This window comes from Micromonospora sp. NBC_00821, assembly GCF_036347035.1.
GTDB classification, from domain to species: Bacteria; Actinomycetota; Actinomycetes; order Mycobacteriales; family Micromonosporaceae; genus Micromonospora; species Micromonospora hortensis.
This window is the reverse complement of sequence record NZ_CP108880.1, coordinates 726,946-747,621: the sequence shown is the minus strand read 5'-3', so window position 1 is coordinate 747,621 and position 20,676 is coordinate 726,946. Positions and strand designations below refer to the sequence as shown.

The following is a 20,676-nucleotide window of genomic DNA, read 5'->3' as shown; positions in this document are numbered from 1 at the left end:
GAACGCCGGTCTGACTCACAGCGCGGGCGGGCGGGGCGGGAAGACTCCCGTCCCGCCCGTCACTGTTCGCGTTCGGGCAGCCGCAGCAACGGAGACCGGCCCGGTGGCTGCTCGGGCGGCGGGCCGGACGGTTCGGCCGGTGGCACCGGCACGGTCACCGGCTCGTCGCAGGTCACCCGCAGCAACTGGTCGTGGTGGCGCAACTCCACCACGTCGTCCGGGCCGCCGTGGCGCAGCGAGTACGTCGTCTGGTGGGGCCGGACGTCCACCCGCAGCGCCAACCCCCGCCACTGGAGTGAGAACTCCAACCGGCTGAGTCGGCTGGAGAGCCGGGGGGCGAAGGACAGCTCGCCGTCGTGGTCCCGTAGACCGCCGAACCCGCTGACCAGGGCGAGCCACGCGCCGGCCAACGACGCCATGTGTACGCCGTCGCGGGTGTTCTCGTTGAGGTCGTGCAGGTCCATCAGCGCGGCCTCACGCAGGTAGGTGTGCGCGAGTTCGGGGTGGCCCACCTCGGCGGCGAGCACGGACTGGGTGCACGCCGACAACGACGAGTCTCGTACGGTGCGGCGCTCGTAGTAGAGGAAGTTGCGCACCTTCTCCTCGGGGGTGAAGGCGTCCCCCCGCCAGTGCATGGCGAGGACCAGGTCGGCCTGCTTCACCACCTGCTTGCGGTACAGCTCGAAGTACGGGTAGTGCAGCAGCAACGGGTACTTCTCCGCCGGTGTGTGCGTGAAGTCCCATTCCTGGAGCCGGGTGAAGCCCTCCACCTGCTGGTGGACCTCGAGCTCCTCGTCGTACGGGATGTGCATGGAGGTGGCGGCGTCCCGCCAGCTCGCGGCCTCCTCGTCGGTGACGCCGAGGTGGAACGCCTCGTCCCGGTAGCGCATGACCACGTCGGCGGCGGCGAGCAGGTTCCGCTGTGCCATCAGGTTGGTGTAGACGTTGTCGTTCTTCACGGCGGTGTACTCGTCCGGGCCGGTGACTCCATCGATGTGGAACTGCCCGTGCCGGTCGTGGTGGCCGATCGAGCGCCACAGCCGGGCGGTCTCCACCAGCAGCTCCAGCCCGATCTCCCGCTCCAACTGGGTGTCCCCGGTGACCATCACGTAGCGGCGCACGGCGTCGGCGATGTCGGCGGCGATGTGGAAGGCTGCCGTTCCGGCCGGCCAGTACCCGGATGACTCCGGGCCGCCGATGGTGCGCCAGGGGAACGCCGCGCCTCGGAGGTTGAGCGTCTCGGCGCGTTCCCGCGCCGAATCCAGCGTGCTGTGTCGCCACTGCAACGCGCTGCGCACCGCGCTCGGCTGGGTGTACGTGAGCACCGGCAGGACGAACATCTCGGTGTCCCAGAAGGCGTGACCGTCGTAACCGGGGCCGGTCAGCCCCTTCGCCGAGATCGGCCGCTGCTCGGCTCGCGCGCCGGCCTGCAACACGTGGAAAAGCCCGAACCGGACCGCCTGCTGCACCTCCGGGTCGCCCTCGACCAGCACGTCGGAGGCATCCCAGAACGCGTCGAGGTAGTTGCGCTGCTCCCGGTGCAGCCCGTCCCATCCGTCGAGCCGGGCACCGGCCAGTGCCGCGCCGACCTGGTCGCGCAGCGCCGGCAGGGACCGGCGACTCGACCAGCTGTACGTCAGATACTTGATCACCCGCAGCTTCTCGCCGGGCTGGAGCACGCAGGCGATGGTGGTACGCACCCAGTCCTGGTAGCCCTCGGACTCGATGGTGGTGTGGTCCGGGCCGTGCACCTCGTGCTCCATGGCCGAGGCGACCCGCAGACCGGAGACCTTCGTGCGGTGGATCAGCTGGCCGCCGTCGGGGGTGGTCAGCTCCTCCTCGGCCTGCAGCGGCGACTCCAGCACCGCCGCGACCCGCGGGTCCTTGCTCTGCGCTGGCAGCGACTCGTTCGCCACCAACTCGGACTGCACGATCAGCCGCAACGGGCCGTCGACGGCCTCCACCTCGTAGCTGATGGCGGCCACGGACCGCTGGGTGAACGAGACGAGACGGGTGCTGCGGACCTTTACCTCCCGGCCGGCGGGCGAGCGCCAGTGCAGCTCCCGGTGCAGCGTGCCGGCCCGCAGGTCGAGTATCCGCTCATGGGCGATCAGCTCGCCGTACCGCACGTCGAGTGGTTCGTCGTCTACCAGCAGCCGGATCAGTTTGCCGTTTGTGACGTTGACGATGGTCTGCCCGGACTCGGGGAAGCCGTAGCCCGCCTCCGCGTACGGCAACGGACGCAGTTCGTAGAACGAGTTGAGGTAGGTGCCGGGCAGGCCGTGCGGTTCGCCCTCGTCGAGGTTGCCCCGCAGGCCGACGTGCCCGTTGGAGAGCGCGAAGACCGACTCCGACTGGGCCAGCACGTCCATGTCCAGTCGGGTCTCCCGGACGTGCCACGGCTCTACCGGATAGGCGCGCTCCCGAATCATCCGGAGCCTCGTTCGGTGGCGATCGGGTCGGTCGCGGCGCGGTGCGGCGCCGGTGGGTCCTCGCGGTCGAGGAGGTCGGCGAGGTCCGTCACCACGATGTCGGCGCCGTGAGCGAGCAACTCGTCGGCCTGCCCGACCCGGTCGACGCCGACCACGTAGCCGAAGCCACCGGCGCGGCCGGCGGCCACCCCGGAGAGCGCGTCCTCGAAGACGGCGGCCCGCGTCGGGTCGACGCCGAGCAGCTTGGCCCCGGCGAGGAACGTGTCGGGGTGTGGTTTGCCGCGCAGCCCCTGCGCGCGGGCGACCAGCCCGTCCACCCGAGCCTCCAGCAGCGGCTCGAACCCGGCGACGGCCACCACCTCACCCCCGTTCGCGCTGGCGGTGACCACGGCTCGGCGGAGGCCCGCGGCGGTGGCCGCCTTCAGATACCGCACCGATCCCGGGTAGACCTCGACGCCGTCGGTACGCAGACGGTGCAGCAGCAGGACGTTCTTGCGGTTGCCCAGGCCGTTGACGGTCTCCGCCTCCGGCGGGTCGTCCGGGCCACCCTCGGGCAGCACGATGCCGCGGGAGGCGAGGAACGACCGGACGCCGTCGGCCCGGGGGCGGCCGTCGACATAGCGGTTGTAGTCCGGGCCCGGATCGAACGGTTGGAACGGTTCGCCGGAGACGGTGGCGCGCTGGCGGAGAAACTCGTCGAACGTCTGCGTCCAGGCGGCGTTGTGTACGCGGGCGGTCTGCGTCAGCACACCGTCCAGATCGAAGAGACAGGCGGTCACGTGAGCAGGTAGGCCCAGCACGGTTCGAATCTATCCACCCCGCTGGGCCCGCAAACCCATTTCGGCCGCCCTGGGGCGTTTCAGTTCGGTCGCAGCGTCCAGATCACCGTCATCTCCGAGGTCGGCTTGCCGTCCTCGGTGGCGATCTGGACCGCGACGGGGAATTCCGGGCGCTGACCGGCGGCCAGTTCCTCGGCCACCTCGGCCACCGGCCGGCCGAGGCGCGCGGTGGCCAGCACCGGGCCCATGGCGAGCTTCCGGTAGGCGATCTCGGCCCGGACGGCCAACGGCACGGCCCGGTCGAGCAGCTGCCCGAAGGCGGCCAGCACCACCGCGCCGGAGGCCGTCTCGCCGAGGGTGAACATGGCGCCGGCGTGCGGGCCCCCGATGTGGTTGTGGGTGGCCGGCGAGTCGGGCAGCCGGACGACTGCCCGCACGCCGCCCTCCGCCTCGGGTGCCACCTCGACGAACTCGATACCGAGCGTACGAGCGAACGGCACCGCTTCCAGCATGCCGGCCGCCACCTGGCGGGAGTCGATAGTCATGGCCTGACGTTACTAACCGGTAACCAGGCCGGCAACCAGCGACTTCGCCGTCAGGGCACGGTCAGAGGTTGCCGATGATCCGCAGGATCTCCGCATAGAAGTTGCCGTCGATGCTGCGGAAGAAGGAGAAATCCTGCCCCGGGTCGCCAAAGAACGGGCGCAACGTCCACGCCAGCTGGGTGCCGACAAAACCGAAGAGCAGGATCCAGATGTAGAGCAGGGTCATGCTGGCCGGCCGCTGCGTCGGCTCACCGCGTCGGGCCGTACGGCCGTCCCATGGGCGTTGCGCCACGTAGCCGGGCGGCAGCATGCCGGGCGGGAACGAGGCACCCGCCGGCTGACCGGCCCACTGCGTCGGAACCTGGGCCGGAGCCGTCGCGGTGGTCACGGCACCGTTCGCTGTCGACTCGGCCACTGCGGCCCCGGCCGGCACGGCGACCGGCTCGGCGCTCTGACCGGCGGCCGGCGACGGCCCGGCGGGCACCGCGGCTGGCACGGCCTGGACCGGCGCCGGGGCGCCGGCCCGCTCGTCGGCAGTGACCTTGGCGGCCTCGGGCGCGAGCAGCCCGTTGTCGTTGAGCACCTGCATCCCGCTGGTCAGGAAGCGCAACCCGACCAGCGCAGACAGGGTCAGGATCGACACGTTGAGCAGCTTGAAGAAACCGTAGTCGTTGGCCGTGATCAGGAAGAAGAGGCTGATCGGCGCGAACGCCACAGCGAGCATCGAGGTGACAGTGATCGCCACCATCACCAGCGCCAACGACTGCCGCACCGAGAGCCGGGCGCCGAAGACCAGGTTGAAGAGGTAGAGCGTGGGCAGGCAGATGACCAGGGTGACCAGGAACAGCAACGGCAGCTTCAGCGCCGAGGTCAGCGCCATCAGCGGGCTGTGGAAGAAGCCCAGCACCGCCCCGTAGCAGGCCAACGCGATGGCGGAGCTGGTCAGCATCCGCCCGGTGAGGGCGTTGAGGTCACGCTCGGCCACGATCTGCTGCCAGATGCTCTCGCGATCCCGCAGGATGCGCTCGATGACGAGCGGGCTGGGACGGTCACCCGACACGGGTGCACCCCTCTCGGTGGTCTTTCACAGTGGACTGGTGGGCAGACGGTAGGGCACGGGGTGGCGGGCCCGCCACCCCGTCCGGGTACGTCGTCAGCGCCAACCCACGTCGATCCGGTCACCGCGCTCGTCGAAGAAGTGCAGCGCGTCCATCCGTACCGAGACGGCGAGCGGGTGACCGGCGCTGACCGCCGGGTACGGCGCCAGCCGCACCGCCAACTCCGCCGGGCGGCGGTGGTGCCGGCCCGGATCGGGGAGCACGCTGGTCTGGACGCCACTGGGCGGGGCCTCCTGCGCGTCCACCGGCTTGCCGGTGAGTCGCTGCATCACCGAGCCGAAGCGGCGCAGGCCGCGCTGGCCGACCGGCGGCGGTTCGAGCGGGGCACCCATCTCGTCGACAACGATCGCTGTCGCGCCGATGTCGAGGAACGCCAACGACTCGTGCCCGTGGTGCTCCAGGTAGCGGATCCGCCCACGCAGCACGTCGCCGGGGCTGTCCGGTGCGACCGGAGTGAGCGCCTCGGCCCGCATGCCGACCACGATCCGCTCACCGTGGTAGTGCGCCACCGCCCGACTGCGGATGTCGTTCCAGGGCAGGTAGAGCGACTGGTCACCGAGGTTGAGCGTGACGTACCGGTCGAGATGGACGTAGACCGACGCCTCCAGCAGGTTCATCCGTGGGCTGCCCAGGAACGCCGCCACGTAGAGAGTCGCCGGCCGGCCGTACACCTGGGTCGGTGTGCCCACGTCCTGGAGCACGCCACGGCGCATGATGGCCACCCGGTCGGCCATGGTGAGCGCCTCGGCCTGGTCGTGCGTGACGTAGACAGTGGTGACGCCCAGCTCGCGGGTCAGGCCGGAGATCTCCGCACGCAACTCGGCCCGCAGGCCGCTGTCCAGGTTGGACAACGGCTCGTCCATCAGGAACAGGCCGGGCCGGCGGACGATCGCGCGCCCCATCGCCACCCGCTGCCGCTGCCCGCCGGAGAGCTGACCTGGCTTGCGGGCCAGCACGTCACCGATGCCCAGCGCGCTCGCCACGTCGCTGACCCGTTCGCCCCGCGGCTCGGGCTCGACCCCGGCCAGCCGCAGCGGAAACGCGATGTTGTCGCCAACGCTCATGTGCGGGTAGAGGGCGAAGTCCTGGAAGACCATGGCGATCCTGCGGTCCCGTGGGGGCAGGTCGTTCGCCACCTCCCCGTCGAGCATGACCGCGCCGGTGGTCGGCTCCTCCAACCCGGCGATCATTCGCAGCACTGTCGACTTGCCGCACCCGGACGGCCCAAGCAGCACCATGAACTCGCCGTCGTTCACATCCAGGTTGATGCTGTCGACGGCCAGCGTGCCATCTCGGAAAACCTTGGTCACATCCTTGAGCGTGACGGTGCTCACCGTCTTCCCCCCCAGCGCGCGTCGACCGAACCCCACAAGACTGTGACCAGGATCATGGGTTTGTGACATCGGGTAAACGTCTCATGTTCGATCGATGACACTGCTATTACACGACAGAAGCCGCGATCAGCAGCGCGTGGACCGCTCGCCCGGCTCCCCGAGGAACACCTGCCGCACCACCCGCTCCGCCGCCCGGCCGTCGTCCAACGTGCAGAACCGGGCCCGGAAATGCTCGCGGGCCTTGGTCGCCGCGTCCGAGCGCACACCGTCGGTACGGAACAGGTCGAGCAGATCGGCGAAAGTGGAGGCCACCGCGCCCGGCGGTTCGGCGGTGACGTCGAAGTAGACACCCCGGGCCAGCCGGTACGCCTCCCAGTCCGGGGTGTAGAGCACTATCGGCCGGTCCAACACCGCATAGTCGAACATGGCCGACGAGTAGTCGGTGACCAGCACATCCGCCACCAGGTAGAGATCCTCCACCCGTTGATGGCCGCTGACGTCACGAACCCTCTCCCAGTCCCTCGGCTGGCCGGGACGTCGATCACGGTCGTGGAAGTAGTGGCTGCGCATCAGCAACCGGCCGGAGTCACCCAGCGCCTGGACGAACCGGTCCGGGTCGAACGGCGGCCGGTAGCCGGGCAGGTGCTCACGGTGCGTCGGGGCGTACAGGACGACCTGCTCGTCGGGGTCGAGGCCGAACGTCGCACGGAGTCGGCGCACCTCGTCCGGGCTGGCCGTGACCAGGCGGTCGTTGCGCGGGTACCCCACCTCCAGCGTGGTGTACGTGGCCGGGTACGCCCGGTCCCACATCTGGGTGGAGAAGCTGTTGGCGCTGACGCTGTAGTCCCAGCGGTCCACCCGGCGCAGCAGCCCGGCGAAGTCCATCCGGCCCGCGCCGATCGGGTAGCGCTGCTGATCCAGCCCCATCACCTTGACCGGCGTGCCGTGGTGGGTCTGCACGTGCACCTGTTCCGGCCGCTTACGGACGAAGTCCGGAAAGTTGACGTTGTTGACCAGCCACCGGGCGCGGGCGAGCACCCGGTAGTACGCCGGCGTGCCGGCCACCACGTACTCCACTCCGGCCGGCACGGTGTCCACCCGGTCCCGGCGGACCACCCACACCCCGCGCACCCCCGGCGCCAACCGGCGGGCGACCTCGTAGATGGCCGCCGGGTTGCAGGAGTAACCCCGGTACCAGTACGCCGCGTACACCGCGAGCGTCGGGTCGACCGGCCGCCGCAACTCAGCCCGGTAGTACTCGCGCAGCAGCCCGTCCCGGGTCAGCCGGGCACCGCGCCGGGCGACCGGGCCGACAGTGCGGCGCGCGGTGCGGGCCCGCCGGCGGGCGGCGTCGCGGGCCCGGCTGGCGGCCCGCAACGCGCTGAAGGTGCGCCACCGGCCGGACGCGACCAGCTTGTGCTTGATCCCCTCGACCCCGTCCGGCACCGGGTAGCCGCCGGCCGGCAGCCAACGCTCGTAGTCCGCGGTGATCTGCGCGAAGAACGCCTCCCGCAGCTCCGGCGCGATCCGCTGACCGTTGCCGAGCACTGTCAGGTAGTGCCAGATCATCCGTTCGAAGACCGCCGGCCGCAGGGCCTCCGTCGCCGACCCCCACGAATCCATCAGGTGGAAGACGCGGTGCCACTGCGGAAAGACCTCGAAGTGCCGGTCACCCCGGGTCCGGGTGATCGCGCCGGCGCGGCGTTGGCGGTAGTTGACGCAGACCAGGTCCAGTACGCCGATCCGGTGCGCTGCCATCAGCACCGGGTAGCTGAACGAGACGTCCTCGTACCAGCCGGGCGCGAAGCGAAGCCCCAGGTCGGCGAGGAACTCCCGACGGACCAGCCGGTTCCACGCGGTGTGCAGCAGGTGCATCGCCTGCGGCCGGTCCCGCAGGCGGAAGGTGCCCGGGCCCGGCGACTCCGGAAACACCTCGGCCATCGCGCTGCGGGTGGCGGTGTCGTTCCAGTGGGTGCGCACGTGGTCGACCAGCAGGACGTCCGGGCGAGTGACCCGCAACCGTTCGGCGACCTCGGTCAGGCACTCCGGAGCCAGCCAGTCGTCGCCGTCGAGGAACCACACGTACTCGCCGACGGCCCGGTCCAGCCCGATGTTCCGGGCCGGACCGAGGCCGACGTTCTCCGACAGCCGGACCGAGTGCACCCGCTGGTCGCGGGCCGCGTACTCGTCGATGATGTCGCCGCTGGCGTCCGGCGAGCAGTCGTCGACGGCGATCACCTCGATGTCGGTCTCCGGCTGACCGAGGATGGAGTCCAGGCATTCCCGCAGGTATCCCTGCACCCGGAAGGCCGGCACCACGAAGCTGATCAGAGTCATCCGGCCGCCCTCCGTCAGCGCGGCGCGGCACCTCCAGCGCCCGCCGGCGCCACCGACGCCCGCGCGCTACGGGCCGGTCGCACGAACCAGGCCAGGACGACGCTCACCACGAAAACCACGAGAAGGTACGCACCGAGTGTAGCCAGTCCGATACCCGCAATACCGGCGATCGCCGCGAGGGCCAGCAGCACCGAGCGCCCCTCCCAGCCCAGCGTCGCCGCGTGCAGGGGCGGTGCCACCTGTCGCTTCTCCAGCCGGGCGGTCAGGTCGTAGTGGTGCACGGTGAGCACGAAGACGTACCCGAAGATCAGCCAGCCGGGCGCCTCGCCGACCACCCCGACCGCGATGGCGAACAGGTACTCGGCGGCCCGCAACGCGGCGGGCACCAGCCAGTCCAGCGGACCGTTGTGCGCCGCCCCGGCGCCCAGCCCTCCGACCAGCAACACCAGCAGCGCCACCGGCACCGCCCAACGCAGCCCTTCGGGCGCGTCGCTGAGCAGCGCCCCGACCAGCAGCACCGCCGGGCCGAGCGCGGCGATCACCGCCAGGGTCAGCGGCCCCATCGGGCGGACCACAGGCAACCAGCGGGCCAGCGGCCCGTCGTCGCGGTGCAGCGTGGCGTCGACAGTGTCCAGCACGGGCACCCACATCCAGCGGGCCCGCAGCGTCCGCAGCGCCCCGGTGTACGCGAACGCCAGCACCCCCCAGACCAGCACGGCGATCAGGCTGACCAGCGGGTTGAACAGCGCCACTGTCAGCGCGATCAACGCCCACCGCTCACCGATCGGGAAGACCACTGTCCGCTTCAGCCAGTACGACAGCGAGCCGGTGTCCGCCTGCACCCGGGTCGACGCCGCGTTGAGCCGGTCACCGATCCCGCCGCCGGCGTTCGTCGCCGTACGCGGCCGACGCGCCGCCTCGTCGTGCAGCACCCCGTACCAGGTGTCGGTCATGTGCCGGACGGTCTGCAACGTCATCGCGGCGATCGCGAGCGCCCACCCGTTGCCCAGCCCGGCGTGGCTCACCCCGAAGCCCAGCCCGGCGTAGACCAGGTACTCCTTGGCCCGGTCCGCCATCGTGTCCAACCAGCCACCCCAGGCGCTGAAGTGCCGGGTGTAGCGGGCCAGCTGGCCGTCGACGCAGTCCAGCACGAAACCCAGGTAGAGCAGCACCGCGCCACCGACCAGCGCGGGCCGCCCACCGACCCCGAACAGCACCGCCGCGCCCAACGCGAACAGCACCGAGATCACCGTCACCCCGGTCGGGGTGAGCCGGAGCCGGGCCGAGAGCCGGACCACGTACGGCGACCAGGTGCTGACGAAGTAGGTGGAGAAGAAGTCGTCCTTCTCCTTCACCGACAGCCGCAGCTCGGCCCGGTCCTCGTCGACAGCGGTCACCGCCGTCTCGGCAGCGGTCAGCCCGGCCTGGTCCTCGACCCGGTGGGCGACGAGCAGGCGTACCCGCTGGGCGAAGATCAGGGTGCCGAGCGCCGCGAGACCCGCGAAGATCCGGTCCACGGCGGACCCGGGGCCACCGGCCGCTACCGACCCTCCGGAGCCGGTTCCGCCGGTCGCCGGCAGCGGCGCCACGTCGCCGGCCGGGCCGATCGGGGCGGCGACGGGAAGCATCCCGGACGCGGCGGCACGGGCGGCGGCCGCGAGGTTCGGCAGGTCGTCCACGCCGACCCGCAGCGCGCCGCCGAACACGCCGGTGGCGGCCCCGTCGAGGGCGTCCAACGCGCCGGCGTCGACCACCTGGCCGCGCTCCTCGCGCACCGCGGTCCGACCGGGCACCGGCGGGTCGCCGAGGACCAGCGCGACAGTGGGGCCCACCGGGCTGGTGGCCAGGTGCCGCAGTACGGCGGTGTGCGCGACCAGGTCCGTGCCGGTGATCAGCACCGGGGCGGTCGCCCTGGTGACCAGGTCGGACAGCTCGTCGAGGTTGGCGGCGAAGCGCACCTCGTCCGCCCCGGCCAGGCGCAACTGGGCGGCCAGCCGGTCGGCCAGCGGCTCACCGGTCGCCGTGGTCAGGCCCGCCGCGGGTGTCCCGGCGGCGAGCACGATCGCGAGCGTCACCGCGGAACCGCGGCGTGGTACGCGTCGAGCGCCTCGGCGATGGTGCCGTCGAGCGTCAACCGGCCCGCGTCGAGGTACAACCCCCGACGGCAGAACCGGGTCAGGTCCTTTTCGTTGTGTGACACCAGCACCAGCGTGCGCCCCTCCCCGAGCAGACGATCAATAGTCGCGTAACACTTCTTGCGGAACTCCGCGTCCCCGACCGCGGTCACCTCGTCCATCAGCAGGATCGGGTGCGGCAGGTGCGAGATGATCGCGAAGCCCAGCCGCACCTTCATCCCCGACGAGTAGTGCCGCACCGACGTGTCGATGGCCCGTTCCACCTGCTCACCGGCGAACTCGACGATCTCGTCGAAGTGCCGCTTCAGGTAGCTCGTCGACAGTCCGTGCAGCCCACCGACCAGGTGCAGGTTCTCCCGCCCGGTCAGGTCGTTGGAGAAACCGGCGGACAACTCCAGCAACGGCGCCACCGCGCCGTGCACCCGGATGCCGCCCTCGTCGGGGATGAGCACCCCGGCGATCAGCCGCAGCAGTGTGCTCTTGCCCGTGCCGTTGCGCCCGATCACGCCGACCGTCTCGCCGGGCTCGATGGTGAACGACACGTCCCGCAACGGCCAGAACTGGCCGGGCAACGCGCCACGGGCGCCCCGGTGGATGAACAACTCCCGTAGCCGTAGCTGACGGCGACGGTTGCGGACGAACCGAATGCCCAGGCCGTCGGCCTCGATGATCGGCGCGGCCACCTCAGAGCTCCTTGAGCACGGCGGGCTCCAACCGGCGGAACGACCACCAACCGGCGGCCAGCACCAGCACGCTGCCGACGATCGTGGTGGTGAGCAGCCGCGCGTCCGGAAACTCGTCCGGGTACCAGATCGCGTGGTGCAGCTGGAAGATCCCGACCAGCGGGTTCAGCTCGTACACCACCTTCAACCAGCCGGGCAGCCCCGACTGCCGGACCAGGCTGAGCGGATAGATGATCGGCGTGGCGTAGAACAGCACCCGGATGATCAGCCGCATCAGCCGTTCCACGTCGCGCATCAGCACGTTCCACGCGGACAGCAGCAGGGCGAGTCCGGTCAACAGGACGGCCTGGACGGCCACCGCCAGCGGCAGGGAGAGCAGCGACCAACCGGTGTGGATCCGACCGTGCACCGCGTAGATCACCGCGATGGCGATCAGGATCGGCAGACCGGCCGCGTACTCGGCGAACCGGCCGGTGACCCGGCCGATCGGAAAGACCTGGCGCGGCACGTTCATCGTGGTGATCAGCCGCGACTGGCCGGTCAGCGCGTTCGTCGCCTCGCTCAGCGCCGAGCTGGTCCACATCCAGGCGAAGATGCCGGTGATCAGGAACAACGGGTACGACGCGGCCGCCTCACCGAGGTGCCGACCGGTGTCGGAGGAGTAGAGCACCCCGAAGACGAACCAGTAGATGGCGCCCATGCCGAGCGGCTCGATCAACGACCAGAAGTAACCCAGCACCGACTGCTGGTACTTGACCGCGAGATCCCGCCTGACCAGGATGCGCAGCGAGTTGCGGTGCGACCACAACGCCGCGACGCCAGAGGTCACCGCGAGCCTCCCGCCTCCTGAAACGGACGACAGGTTAGCAGTCGGTGAACGATTGCCCCGAATCGACCGGACTCAGCACTCGATCACGTTGACGGCCAAACCGCCACGCGCCGTCTCCTTGTACTTGACCTTCATGTCGGCGCCCGTCTCCCGCATGGTCTTGATGACCTTGTCCAGCGACACCTTGTGCACCCCGTCGCCGCGCAGCGCCAGCCGGGCGGCCGTGATCGCCTTGATGCTAGCCACCGCGTTCCGCTCGATGCAGGGGATCTGCACCAGGCCACCCACCGGGTCACAGGTCAACCCGAGGTTGTGCTCCATCCCGATCTCGGCCGCGTTCTCCACCTGCTCAGGGGTGCCACCGAGCGCCTCGGCCAGCCCCGCCGCCGCCATCGAGCACGCCGAACCGACCTCACCCTGGCAGCCCACCTCGGCGCCCGAGATCGACGCGTTCTCCTTGAACAACACACCGATCGCCCCCGCCGTCAGCAGGAACCGCACCACACCCTCGTCGTCGGCGTCCGGCACGAACCGGGTGTAGTAGTGCAGCACCGCCGGAATGATCCCGGCCGCACCGTTCGTCGGCGCGGTGACCACCCGGCCGCCCGCGGCGTTCTCCTCGTTGACAGCGAGCGCGAACAGCGTCACCCAGTCCATCACGTGCAGCGGGTCGACCGAACCGGCCTCCGCCTCCAGGCCGCGCCGCAGCTCCGCCGCGCGCCGCCGAACCTTCAACCCCCCAGGGAGTACGCCGTCCCGCTCGCAGCCGCGCTGCACGCACTCCTGCATCACCCGCCAGATCTCCAGCAGACCGGCCCGGATGTCCGCCTCGCTGCGCCAGGAGCGCTCGTTGGCCAGCATCACCTCGCTGATCGACAGCCCGGTGCGGGTGGTGACGTCGAGGAGTTGCGCCCCGGTCAGGAAGGGGTACCGCACCGCTGTGCTGTCCGGCTTGATCCGGTCCGCCCCGGCCGCCGCCTCGTCCACCACGAACCCGCCACCGACGGAGTAGTAGGTGCGGCTGCGCAGCACGGCGCCGGACCGGTCGTACGCCACGAAGGTCATCCCGTTCGGGTGGTACGGCAACGACCGGCGGCGGTGCAGCGTCAGGTCCCGATCCGGGTCGAAGTCGATCTCGTGCGCGTCGAGGATGTTGATCCGCCGCTCGGCCCGGATCCGCTCGACCCGAGGCCCGACGGTGTCCGTGTCGACAGTCTCCGGCGACTCGCCGGCCAGCCCGAGCAGCACCGCCGGACCGCTGCCGTGGCCGTGCCCGGTGGCACCCAGCGAGCCGAACAGCTCGGCCTGCACCCGCGCCGTGTCGCTGAGCAGCCCGTCGGCCTTCAGCCCGCCGACGAACGTCCGCGCGGCCCGCATCGGCCCCACAGTGTGTGAGCTGGACGGCCCGATACCGACGCTGAAGAGGTCGAAAACACTGATCATGGCTGCGCTTCCTCGCCGTCGTCCCGGCGTACGGGACCCGGCCGGGTCGTGACCGCCGATCTGGCGGCCCCGCTCGTGACCGTCCGGGGTATGGGGTGCCGGCCCTCCGGGGTGTGGAAGGCCGATCAGCCAGCCTACCCGCCCAGCTCACCGCCCACCCGGTCCGGGACGTGAACACCCGATCACCGTCTCCCGCCGGCACCGCCCCGCGGTGGGCGGGGCGCTGCGGGGAGGCGTCAGCGGGGGGCTGCCCGGGTAAAGCACCTACGGGTCCACTGGTTGCCGCTCCTCCTCGGGACCGAGGGCGAGGTGGCCATCCCTTTCTACCGTGGATTGCAGACGCGGCGCACCGCCGCAGAGTGGGAGTACGACGATGAGTCGCAAACTGGTCCGGCCCCGCGAGGGGCGCATGATCGCCGGTGTCTGCGCCGGCCTCGGACGGCGGTTCGGCATGTCGGCCGGAATGGTCCGGCTGCTGTTCCTGCTGTCGCTGCTGCTGCCCGGCACGCAGGTGATCGTCTACCTGATCCTGTGGGTGCTGATGCCGAACGAGGACCGCTACCTCGCCTCCACCGGCCACTGACCCGCCCGCCGCACCTCACGTAATCGCAGATCTTGGACGGTTTCCGTCAGCTGGGCGGGAACCGTCCAAGATTGCTCGTGTCGCGGCGGTCCTGGCATCTCAGGCCCGGCAGCGGATCGGGGCCGCAGGCCCCCACACGGAAGCGCCCGCTCCGACGGAAGTCGGTGCGGGCGCTTCGGCGTACGGGACGCAGGTCAGGGGGCTATGTAGGTGACAGTGATCTGCTGGTAGCCGAGGGAGCGGAGCAGCCCCTCCAGCATCTTGCGGGTGTTCTCCTCGGCTCGGGCCGAGAGCCCGCTGTCCCGGGCGGCGGCGGTGATCCGCTCCTCGGCGAGCTGGTAGACCTGCTGCTGCCGGTTGGGGTCGTTGCCGACCAGGTCACCGAGTCGGTTGAGCAGACCGCGCTGCTCGGCGAAGACGTAGCTCTTCTCCATGTCGAGGTTTGTCTCACCGAGCTGCGGCGCGGGCAGCTTGATCTCGACGGACTTGCCGTCGGCGGACTGGACGACGGCACCCTCACCGATCTTGGTGAAGTCGACGTACGCCTCGATGCTGCCGGCCCCGACGAACAGGGTGCGCTCGTTGAGCAGGAAGTCCGGAACGTTGCGCCGGTCGTTCTGCGTGTCGACCACTACCTGGAAGTTGCCTTCCGCCGCCACGTAGCGGCTGAGGTCCTGGATCGACTTCAGCAGCGGTGGCTGACTGCGGTCGGTCTGCTCCTTGGCGAACGGGTTGCGGAACTCCGGCAGGATCCCGGTCGCCTGAATGCCGAGCAGCGCGACAACGGCCAGCGCGGCGGCGCCGAGCAGCAGGAGCAGGCCTCGGGCCGCCCCACCGCCACCGCCACCGACGGGGCCATCGCCACCGCTCGTCGGACCACCGGGACCTCCAGGCCCACCGGGGCCAGCGGGACCGGCCGGCTCGCCGGGACCACCCGGCGCATCAGCGGTCCACTCGGGTGTCGCGGTCGACCGCGCCTTGAGATCGTCACCGGTCGGGTAACCGGGGAACTCTCTCGTGGGCTCGTTGCTGCCAGCGTCGCGGGCCATCACGCTCACCGTCCTCGTCAGACAAGTCGTCTGTCAATGACGGTACGGCCCCGATACGACAGTCGCGCGGCGAGCGCCAGGAAGCGACAAAAGGGCAGGTCAGGCGAACGCGGAGAGCCCGGTGAGCCGCTGCCCGATGACCAGTTGGTGGATCTCGGAGGTGCCCTCGTAGGTCAGCACGCTCTCCAGGTTGTTGGCGTGCCGCATCACCGGGTACTCACCGGAGACGCCGTTGGCACCGAGGATGGTGCGGCACTGCCGGGCGATGGCCAGCGCCTCCCGCACGTTGTTCAGCTTGCCCACGCTGACCTGCTCGGGCCGCAGCCGCCGGCCGTCGGCGAGCCGGCCCAGGTGCAGCGCGAGCAGTTGCCCCTTCACCAACTCGACGGCCATGTCGGCGAGCTTGGCCTGGGTGAGCTGAAAACCGGCCAGGGGGCGACCGAACTGGGTGCGGGTGCCCGCGTACGCCAGTGTGGTTTCCAGGCAGTCGCGGGCCGCGCCGACCGCGCCCCAGACGATGCCGTAGCGGGCCTCGGTGAGGCAGCTCAGCGGCGCCTTCAGCCCGACCGCCTCAGGCAGTTGGGCGTCGGCCGGGAGCCGGACGTCGTCGAGCACGATCTCGCCGGTCACCGACGCGCGCAGCGACATCTTGCGGCGGATCTCCCGGGCCGTGACGCCGGGGGTGTCCATGGGTACGGCGAAACCCCGTACGCCCTCGTCGGTGCGCGCCCAGATCACCGCGACGTCCGCGATCGGGGCGTTGGTGATCCACATCTTCCCGCCGGTGAGCACCCAGTCGTCGCCGTCGCGGCGGGCCCGGGTGGCCATCGAGGCGGGGTCGGAGCCGTGATCCGGCTCGGTCAGACCGAAGCAGCCGATCGCCTCACCGGTGGCCATCGACGGCAGCCACCGTTGCTTCTGCTCCTCGCTGCCGTAGCGCCAGATGGCGTACATGGCGAGCGATCCCTGCACCGAGACCAGGGAGCGGAGGCCGGAGTCGCCGGCTTCCAACTCCTGGCAGGCCAGCCCGTAGGCGACAGCGGAGGCGCCGGCGCAGCCGTAGCCGGTCAGGTGCATGCCGAGCAGGCCGAGCTTGCCGAACTCGCGGGCCAACTCCCGGGCGGGCACCGTGCCGTCCTCGTACCAGTCGGCGACGTGGGGTCGCACCCGGTCGTCGACGAGTTGGCGGACGACGTCGCGGATCTGCCGCTCCTCCTCGCTGAGCGACGGGTCCAGGTCGAGCAGGTCCAGCGCAGCCGTCATGGACGCCACCCTAACGAAGGTTCAGCTCGGGAAAGAAGGGCTCGTCACTCGATCGGCTCGGAGAGCACCAGCACCCGCGCGTGGATCTGGTTGCGCTGCTGGAGGGCTGCGCGCAGCGCCCGGTGCAGCCCGTCCTCCAGGTAGAGCCCGCCGTTCCACTGCACGACGTGCGGAAAGAGGTCACCGTAGAAGGTGGAATCCTCGGCGAGGAGCTTGTCCAGCGCCAACTCGCGCTTGGTGGTGATCATCTGATCCAGGCGCAGTGGCCTCGGCGGGATCTCCGCCCACTGCTTGAGCGTCAGATTGTGCTCCGGATAGGGACGCCCGTCCCGGACCGCTCTGAAGATCACGACGGCACGCTCCCCTCCCCGTGGCCGGGCCGACCGACGGCGCCGAGCCGGGCCGCGGCGGGCACCGCGCGGCGCGGCACCGATGACCGTGCCAGCCTAGCGGCCCAGCGCACGCTACGTTCTGCTCCCTGATGTCAGTTTCGCTATCGCTCGTCCGATCCTCAACCGGACGAACGGGACGTCCGCGTCAGTTCCACCGGCCTCGTCGCACGACCTCGTCCATCGGACGACGTCCACGGCGCAACGACGGTGACCGATGGTCAGCCGCGCGGTAACCGATTGTGACGGCTCCGATGGGTTGGTACTCCGCCGGCACGCCGAACGCGTCCCGGTAGGCGGCGAGCCGCTGCGGCGGAATCCCGAAGAAGCACGCCCCAAGCCCTTCGTCCACAGCGGTGAGCAGCATCAGCAACGCCGCGAATCCGGCGTCCACGTGCCAGTACGGCACCGGCCAGCGGTCCGTGGACTGATCCGTCCAGCCCTTGTCCGGCTCCGCGTACCGCCGCAGGTAGGCCGACTCGTTGGCATGCGGCACCACGATCAGGGGTGCCCGGCGCATGCCCGCGAGCCAGCGCTCCCGCCCACCGCCATCGGGGGTGGTGGCGGCCCAGAACCGATCCCGATCGGCCAGCTCCTCCAACACCAGGAAACCCCAGCCCTGGGCGAAGCCGGCCGACGGCGCGCGGACCGCGTGGTCGAGCAACCGGTCCACCACGTCGGGCGGGACCGGGCGGTCCGGGTCGTAGTTGCGCACCATCCGCCGTCGGCGGACGACCTCGGCGAACTCCATCAGGCGCCGGGGCGGATGCCCCAGGCACCTCGCCAGGTGGTGCCGGGCTTGAGGGTGAGCAGGTCCTTGCCCGACCGGAACGCGTCCGGTGGGCAGGTCATCGGCTCGACCGCCACCGAGCGGCGGTGCCGCTCGCCGGTGAGGGCGTCCCCGGTGAACACCTGCCACCAGCCGAACTCGGCGTCCGCCCAGATGCTCACAGCGGCCGAACCGTCCGGCGCGGCGAGGCTCACCGACGAACCGCCGTCGGCGTCGGAGATCACGTCGCCGAAACAGGAGTCCAGCACGGCCGCACCGATGCGGCGAGGGCTGGTCCAGTCGTACTCGGTGCCGGCCACCGGGGTCACCCCCACCGGCAGCAGCCGACCGTCCACCAGCACCCGGCTCCGGGTGGGCAGCCGCAGCACCAGGTCGTCCACAGCGACGCCCGGCAGTTGCAGGTACGGGTGTACGGAGAAGCCGAACGGGGCCAGCTCCCCACCGATGTTCGTCACCTCGTGCTCGGCGCGCAGCCCGTCCGCGTCGACGCTCCACCGGCTGCGCAGCCGCAGCGGCCACGGGTAGCCGGGCTGCGGCGGCAGGTCGTAGCCGACCGTCACGGCGTCCGCCGACTGCTCCAGCAACTGCCACGGCACCCAGTTGACCAGCCCGTGGATGGCAACGTGCCGCTCCGGCTCGGTCAGCGAAAGCTGGTGCGTCCGCCCGTCGAACGAGTAGCGACCGTCGCGGATCCGGTTCGGCCAGGGTGCCAGCACCTGCCCTGTGCAACCGGGGCAGACCTCGTCGGTCTGGTACCCGTCGAGCAGGTCGACACCGTCGTGCCGGTACGTCCGGAGCCCACCGCCGACCTCCACGATGACGGCCTCGTGGCCGGCGGCGGAGATGGTCCACTGGGCGCCGGAGAACGGGCGCGGATCGGGGCTTTCCATGCCGGCGACACTAACCGGTCAGGTCCGGTTGTCGCTCGACGCCGTCGCCGCCCGGTAGCGCAGCAGCGCCGGGAACGCGACAGCGAGCACCACCACGAGCACCGCGGAGGCGAGCCCACCGGCCACCCAGGCCACCCCGCCACCGAACCCGGCGGCCATGGTGCCGGCGCGCAGATCACCCAGGCGTGGGCCACCCGCCACCACTACCGTGTTCACGCCCTGGAGTCGGCCGCGCATCCGGTCCGGTGCGTAGACCAGCAGCATCGACTGACGCAGCACCGCGCTGATCAGGTCGGCGGCGCCGGCCACGGCGAGCAGCACGACCATCAACCAGAGCTGGTGGGCCAACCCGGCCGCGGCGATCGCCAGGCCCCAGCCGACCACCGCGAGCACCAGGCCGAGCCCTTGGCGGCGGAGCCGGCCGATCCAGCCGGACGTCAGCCCACCGATCATCGAGCCGATCGCGATGGCGCTGTAGAGCAGACCGACCGAGCCACCGCCGCCGAACCGCTCGTGCGCGATCTCCGGGAAGAGGGCCCGTGGCATGGCGAGGATCATCGCGATCAGGTCCACCCCGAAGGACAGCAGCAGGACCGGGGTGGTGGCCAGGTAGCGGAACCCGTCGACGACGCTGGCCAGACCGGCACGCCGGGCCTGGCCGTCGGCGGTGGGCTCGGGCGGGAGCGAGGGCAACCGCAGCGCGGCCCAGAGCATCGCGGTGAACAACACCGCGTCCAGCCCGTAGGCGATCGGTAGGACCACAGTGGTGTCCGGCGAGGCGGAGAGGATCAGGCCGGCGGCGAGCGGGCCGGCGACCGAGGCGGCGGTGAAGGTCGTGTAGTTCAGGGTGGTGGCGGACGCCACCAGGTCGTCGGGCACCAGCCGGGGCAGCATGGCGCTGCGGGCCGGCGAGCTGATCGCGAACGCCACCGACTGCAACGCCATCAACGCCAGCAGCAGCACCGGGCTGCCCACGTCCAGCACCGCCTGGAGCAGCAGCCCGAGAGTGGATGCCCAGAGCAACAATGAGCCGCCGAGCAGCACCGCACGCCGGTCACGGGCGTCGGCGACCGCGCCGCCCCAGAGCCCGAAGACCAGCAACGGTACGAAGGCAGCCACACCCAGCAGGCCCACCCAGAACGAGTCCCGGGTCAGGGCGTACATCTCCACCGGCACCGCGACGGCGGTGAACTGGAAGCCGAACATCGCCACCGTGTTGCCGAGCCAGAGCCGGCGGTACGCCGGAACCCGCAGCGGACGCACGTCGATCGCCCAGCGTCGCGCTGCGCGCGGCCGGGTCTCCCGCACACCCGTCACGGCGCCAACCGCTCGACGACCCAGCCACCCTGGTCGAGGCGGCGGAAGCGGAGCCGGTCGTGCAACCGGCCGGCCCGCCCCTGCCAGAACTCCACCGACTCGGGTTGGACCCGCAGCCCGCCCCAGTGCGACGGGGTCGGGATCTCCGCCTGGTCGGCGAAGCGCTCGGCCACCTCCTGGTACCGCTGCTCCAACGCCGCCCGACCCGACACCACCTGCGACTGCGGGCTGGCCCAGGCACCCAGTTGGGAGCCACGCGGCCGGCTGGCGAAGTACGCCTCGCTCGTGGCGCGGTCGACGGGCGCGACCCGTCCGGCGACCACCACCTGACGCTGCATGGGAAACCACGGAAAGACCAGGCTGGCGTACGGGTTGGCGGTCGTCTCGACGCCCTTGCGCGACAGGTGGTTGGTGAAGAAGACGAAGCCCTCCGGGTCGTACCCCTTCAGCAGCACCGTCCGCCCGCTCGGCCGGCCGGCAGAGTCGGCGGTGCCCACCACCATGGCGTTCGGTTCGGGCAGCCCGAAGGCCACCGCGTCGGCGAACCAGCCGTCGAACTGGGTGTGCCAGTCGACGGCCAGGTCAGCCTCGGTCAGGCCCAGGTCCGCGGCGTACTCGTTACGCATCGCGGCCGGGGCGGGTGTGTCACCCGTCACGTCCCCACTCCTTTTCGCGGGCCCCACCAGCACCCTCCCGCGCTGACCAGCCCGCCCTGCCCAGTCTCACTGAGCCGCGCGGAGAATGCGCGTCCGGGGATGTC

17 protein-coding genes and 1 pseudogene are annotated in these 20,676 nt (G+C 70.9%); 1 reads left to right on the top strand and 17 read right to left on the bottom strand.

The features are described 5' to 3' along the window. Nucleotides 1-59: 59 nt before the first annotated feature. The 10 genes and pseudogenes from OHB44_RS03530 to OHB44_RS03485 form a co-directional block, all read right to left on the bottom strand. Nucleotides 60-2,432: a glycoside hydrolase family 65 protein gene (locus OHB44_RS03530; RefSeq protein ID WP_238683789.1), complete on the bottom strand. Its 2,373-nt coding sequence runs from the start codon at nt 2,430-2,432 to the stop codon at nt 60-62. Beyond that, the gene (locus OHB44_RS03525; RefSeq protein ID WP_330439604.1) at nt 2,429-3,232 is read right to left on the bottom strand and encodes an HAD family hydrolase; all 804 of its coding nucleotides are present in this window, start codon (nt 3,230-3,232) and stop codon (nt 2,429-2,431) included. Before OHB44_RS03525 ends, OHB44_RS03530 begins: the two co-directional genes overlap by 4 nt. A 59-nt stretch (nt 3,233-3,291) precedes the next feature. Continuing rightward, nucleotides 3,292-3,756: a DUF4442 domain-containing protein gene (locus OHB44_RS03520; RefSeq protein ID WP_238683791.1), complete on the bottom strand. Its 465-nt coding sequence runs from the start codon at nt 3,754-3,756 to the stop codon at nt 3,292-3,294. 61 nt (nt 3,757-3,817) lie between these two features. Continuing rightward, a complete protein-coding gene (locus tag OHB44_RS03515; RefSeq protein ID WP_330439603.1) occupies nt 3,818-4,816 on the bottom strand; it encodes a hypothetical protein in 999 nt (332 codons plus the stop codon). A 93-nt stretch (nt 4,817-4,909) separates the two neighbouring features. After that, a complete protein-coding gene (locus tag OHB44_RS03510) occupies nt 4,910-6,208 on the bottom strand; it encodes an ABC transporter ATP-binding protein (RefSeq protein WP_238683793.1) in 1,299 nt (432 codons plus the stop codon). 126 nt (nt 6,209-6,334) lie between these two features. Continuing rightward, nucleotides 6,335-8,545: a bifunctional glycosyltransferase/CDP-glycerol:glycerophosphate glycerophosphotransferase gene (locus OHB44_RS03505; RefSeq protein WP_238683794.1), complete on the bottom strand. Its 2,211-nt coding sequence runs from the start codon at nt 8,543-8,545 to the stop codon at nt 6,335-6,337. A 14-nt stretch (nt 8,546-8,559) separates the two neighbouring features. After that, nucleotides 8,560-10,620 carry a DUF5941 domain-containing protein gene (locus OHB44_RS03500; RefSeq protein ID WP_372488295.1) on the bottom strand — a complete coding sequence of 687 codons (2,061 nt, stop codon included), beginning with the start codon at nt 10,618-10,620 and terminating at the stop codon, nt 8,560-8,562. Continuing rightward, nucleotides 10,617-11,222, bottom strand: a pseudogene (locus OHB44_RS03495) (ABC transporter ATP-binding protein); the annotation flags it as partial. The pseudogene OHB44_RS03495 and the gene OHB44_RS03500, both read right to left, overlap by 4 nt. A gap of 142 nt (nt 11,223-11,364) precedes the next feature. Next, a complete protein-coding gene (locus tag OHB44_RS03490; RefSeq protein WP_330439602.1) occupies nt 11,365-12,192 on the bottom strand; it encodes an ABC transporter permease in 828 nt (275 codons plus the stop codon). A 72-nt stretch (nt 12,193-12,264) separates the two neighbouring features. After that, a complete protein-coding gene (locus tag OHB44_RS03485) occupies nt 12,265-13,635 on the bottom strand; it encodes an L-serine ammonia-lyase (RefSeq protein WP_330439601.1) in 1,371 nt (456 codons plus the stop codon). A 373-nt stretch (nt 13,636-14,008) separates the two neighbouring features. Between OHB44_RS03485 and OHB44_RS03480 the strand changes: the two genes are divergently transcribed. After that, nucleotides 14,009-14,218 carry a PspC domain-containing protein gene (locus OHB44_RS03480; RefSeq protein ID WP_030486383.1) on the top strand — a complete coding sequence of 70 codons (210 nt, stop codon included), beginning with the start codon at nt 14,009-14,011 and terminating at the stop codon, nt 14,216-14,218. A gap of 194 nt (nt 14,219-14,412) precedes the next feature. Here the strand turns inward: OHB44_RS03480 and OHB44_RS03475 are convergent, their stop codons facing one another. The 7 genes from OHB44_RS03475 to pdxH all read right to left on the bottom strand — a co-directional run bounded on the left by OHB44_RS03475 (nt 14,413) and on the right by pdxH (nt 20,542). Then, nucleotides 14,413-15,267, bottom strand: coding sequence for a DUF4230 domain-containing protein (locus OHB44_RS03475; protein WP_238683798.1), 855 nt, complete (start codon nt 15,265-15,267; stop codon nt 14,413-14,415). 99 nt (nt 15,268-15,366) lie between these two features. Beyond that, the gene (locus tag OHB44_RS03470) at nt 15,367-16,530 is read right to left on the bottom strand and encodes an acyl-CoA dehydrogenase family protein (protein WP_330439600.1); all 1,164 of its coding nucleotides are present in this window, start codon (nt 16,528-16,530) and stop codon (nt 15,367-15,369) included. A gap of 44 nt (nt 16,531-16,574) precedes the next feature. Continuing rightward, nucleotides 16,575-16,880 (bottom strand): type II toxin-antitoxin system VapB family antitoxin, encoded by a 306-nt coding sequence (locus tag OHB44_RS03465; RefSeq protein WP_030329612.1) that lies wholly within the window; start codon nt 16,878-16,880, stop codon nt 16,575-16,577. Nucleotides 16,881-17,067: 187 nt separating this feature from the next. After that, nucleotides 17,068-17,670, bottom strand: a complete 603-nt coding sequence (locus tag OHB44_RS03460; protein WP_091395235.1) for a nitroreductase family protein — start codon at nt 17,668-17,670, stop codon at nt 17,068-17,070. Next, on the bottom strand, nt 17,670-18,599 hold the full coding sequence (locus OHB44_RS03455; protein WP_266303824.1) for an aldose 1-epimerase family protein: 930 nt from the start codon (nt 18,597-18,599) through the stop codon (nt 17,670-17,672). Before OHB44_RS03455 ends, OHB44_RS03460 begins: the two co-directional genes overlap by 1 nt. A gap of 18 nt (nt 18,600-18,617) precedes the next feature. Further along, a complete protein-coding gene (locus tag OHB44_RS03450; RefSeq protein WP_210782817.1) occupies nt 18,618-19,916 on the bottom strand; it encodes an MFS transporter in 1,299 nt (432 codons plus the stop codon). Then, the gene (gene pdxH, locus OHB44_RS03445) at nt 19,913-20,542 is read right to left on the bottom strand and encodes a pyridoxamine 5'-phosphate oxidase (RefSeq protein WP_330441178.1); all 630 of its coding nucleotides are present in this window, start codon (nt 20,540-20,542) and stop codon (nt 19,913-19,915) included. The genes OHB44_RS03450 and pdxH overlap by 4 nt, the downstream gene beginning before the upstream one ends. Nucleotides 20,543-20,676: the final 134 nt, after the last annotated feature.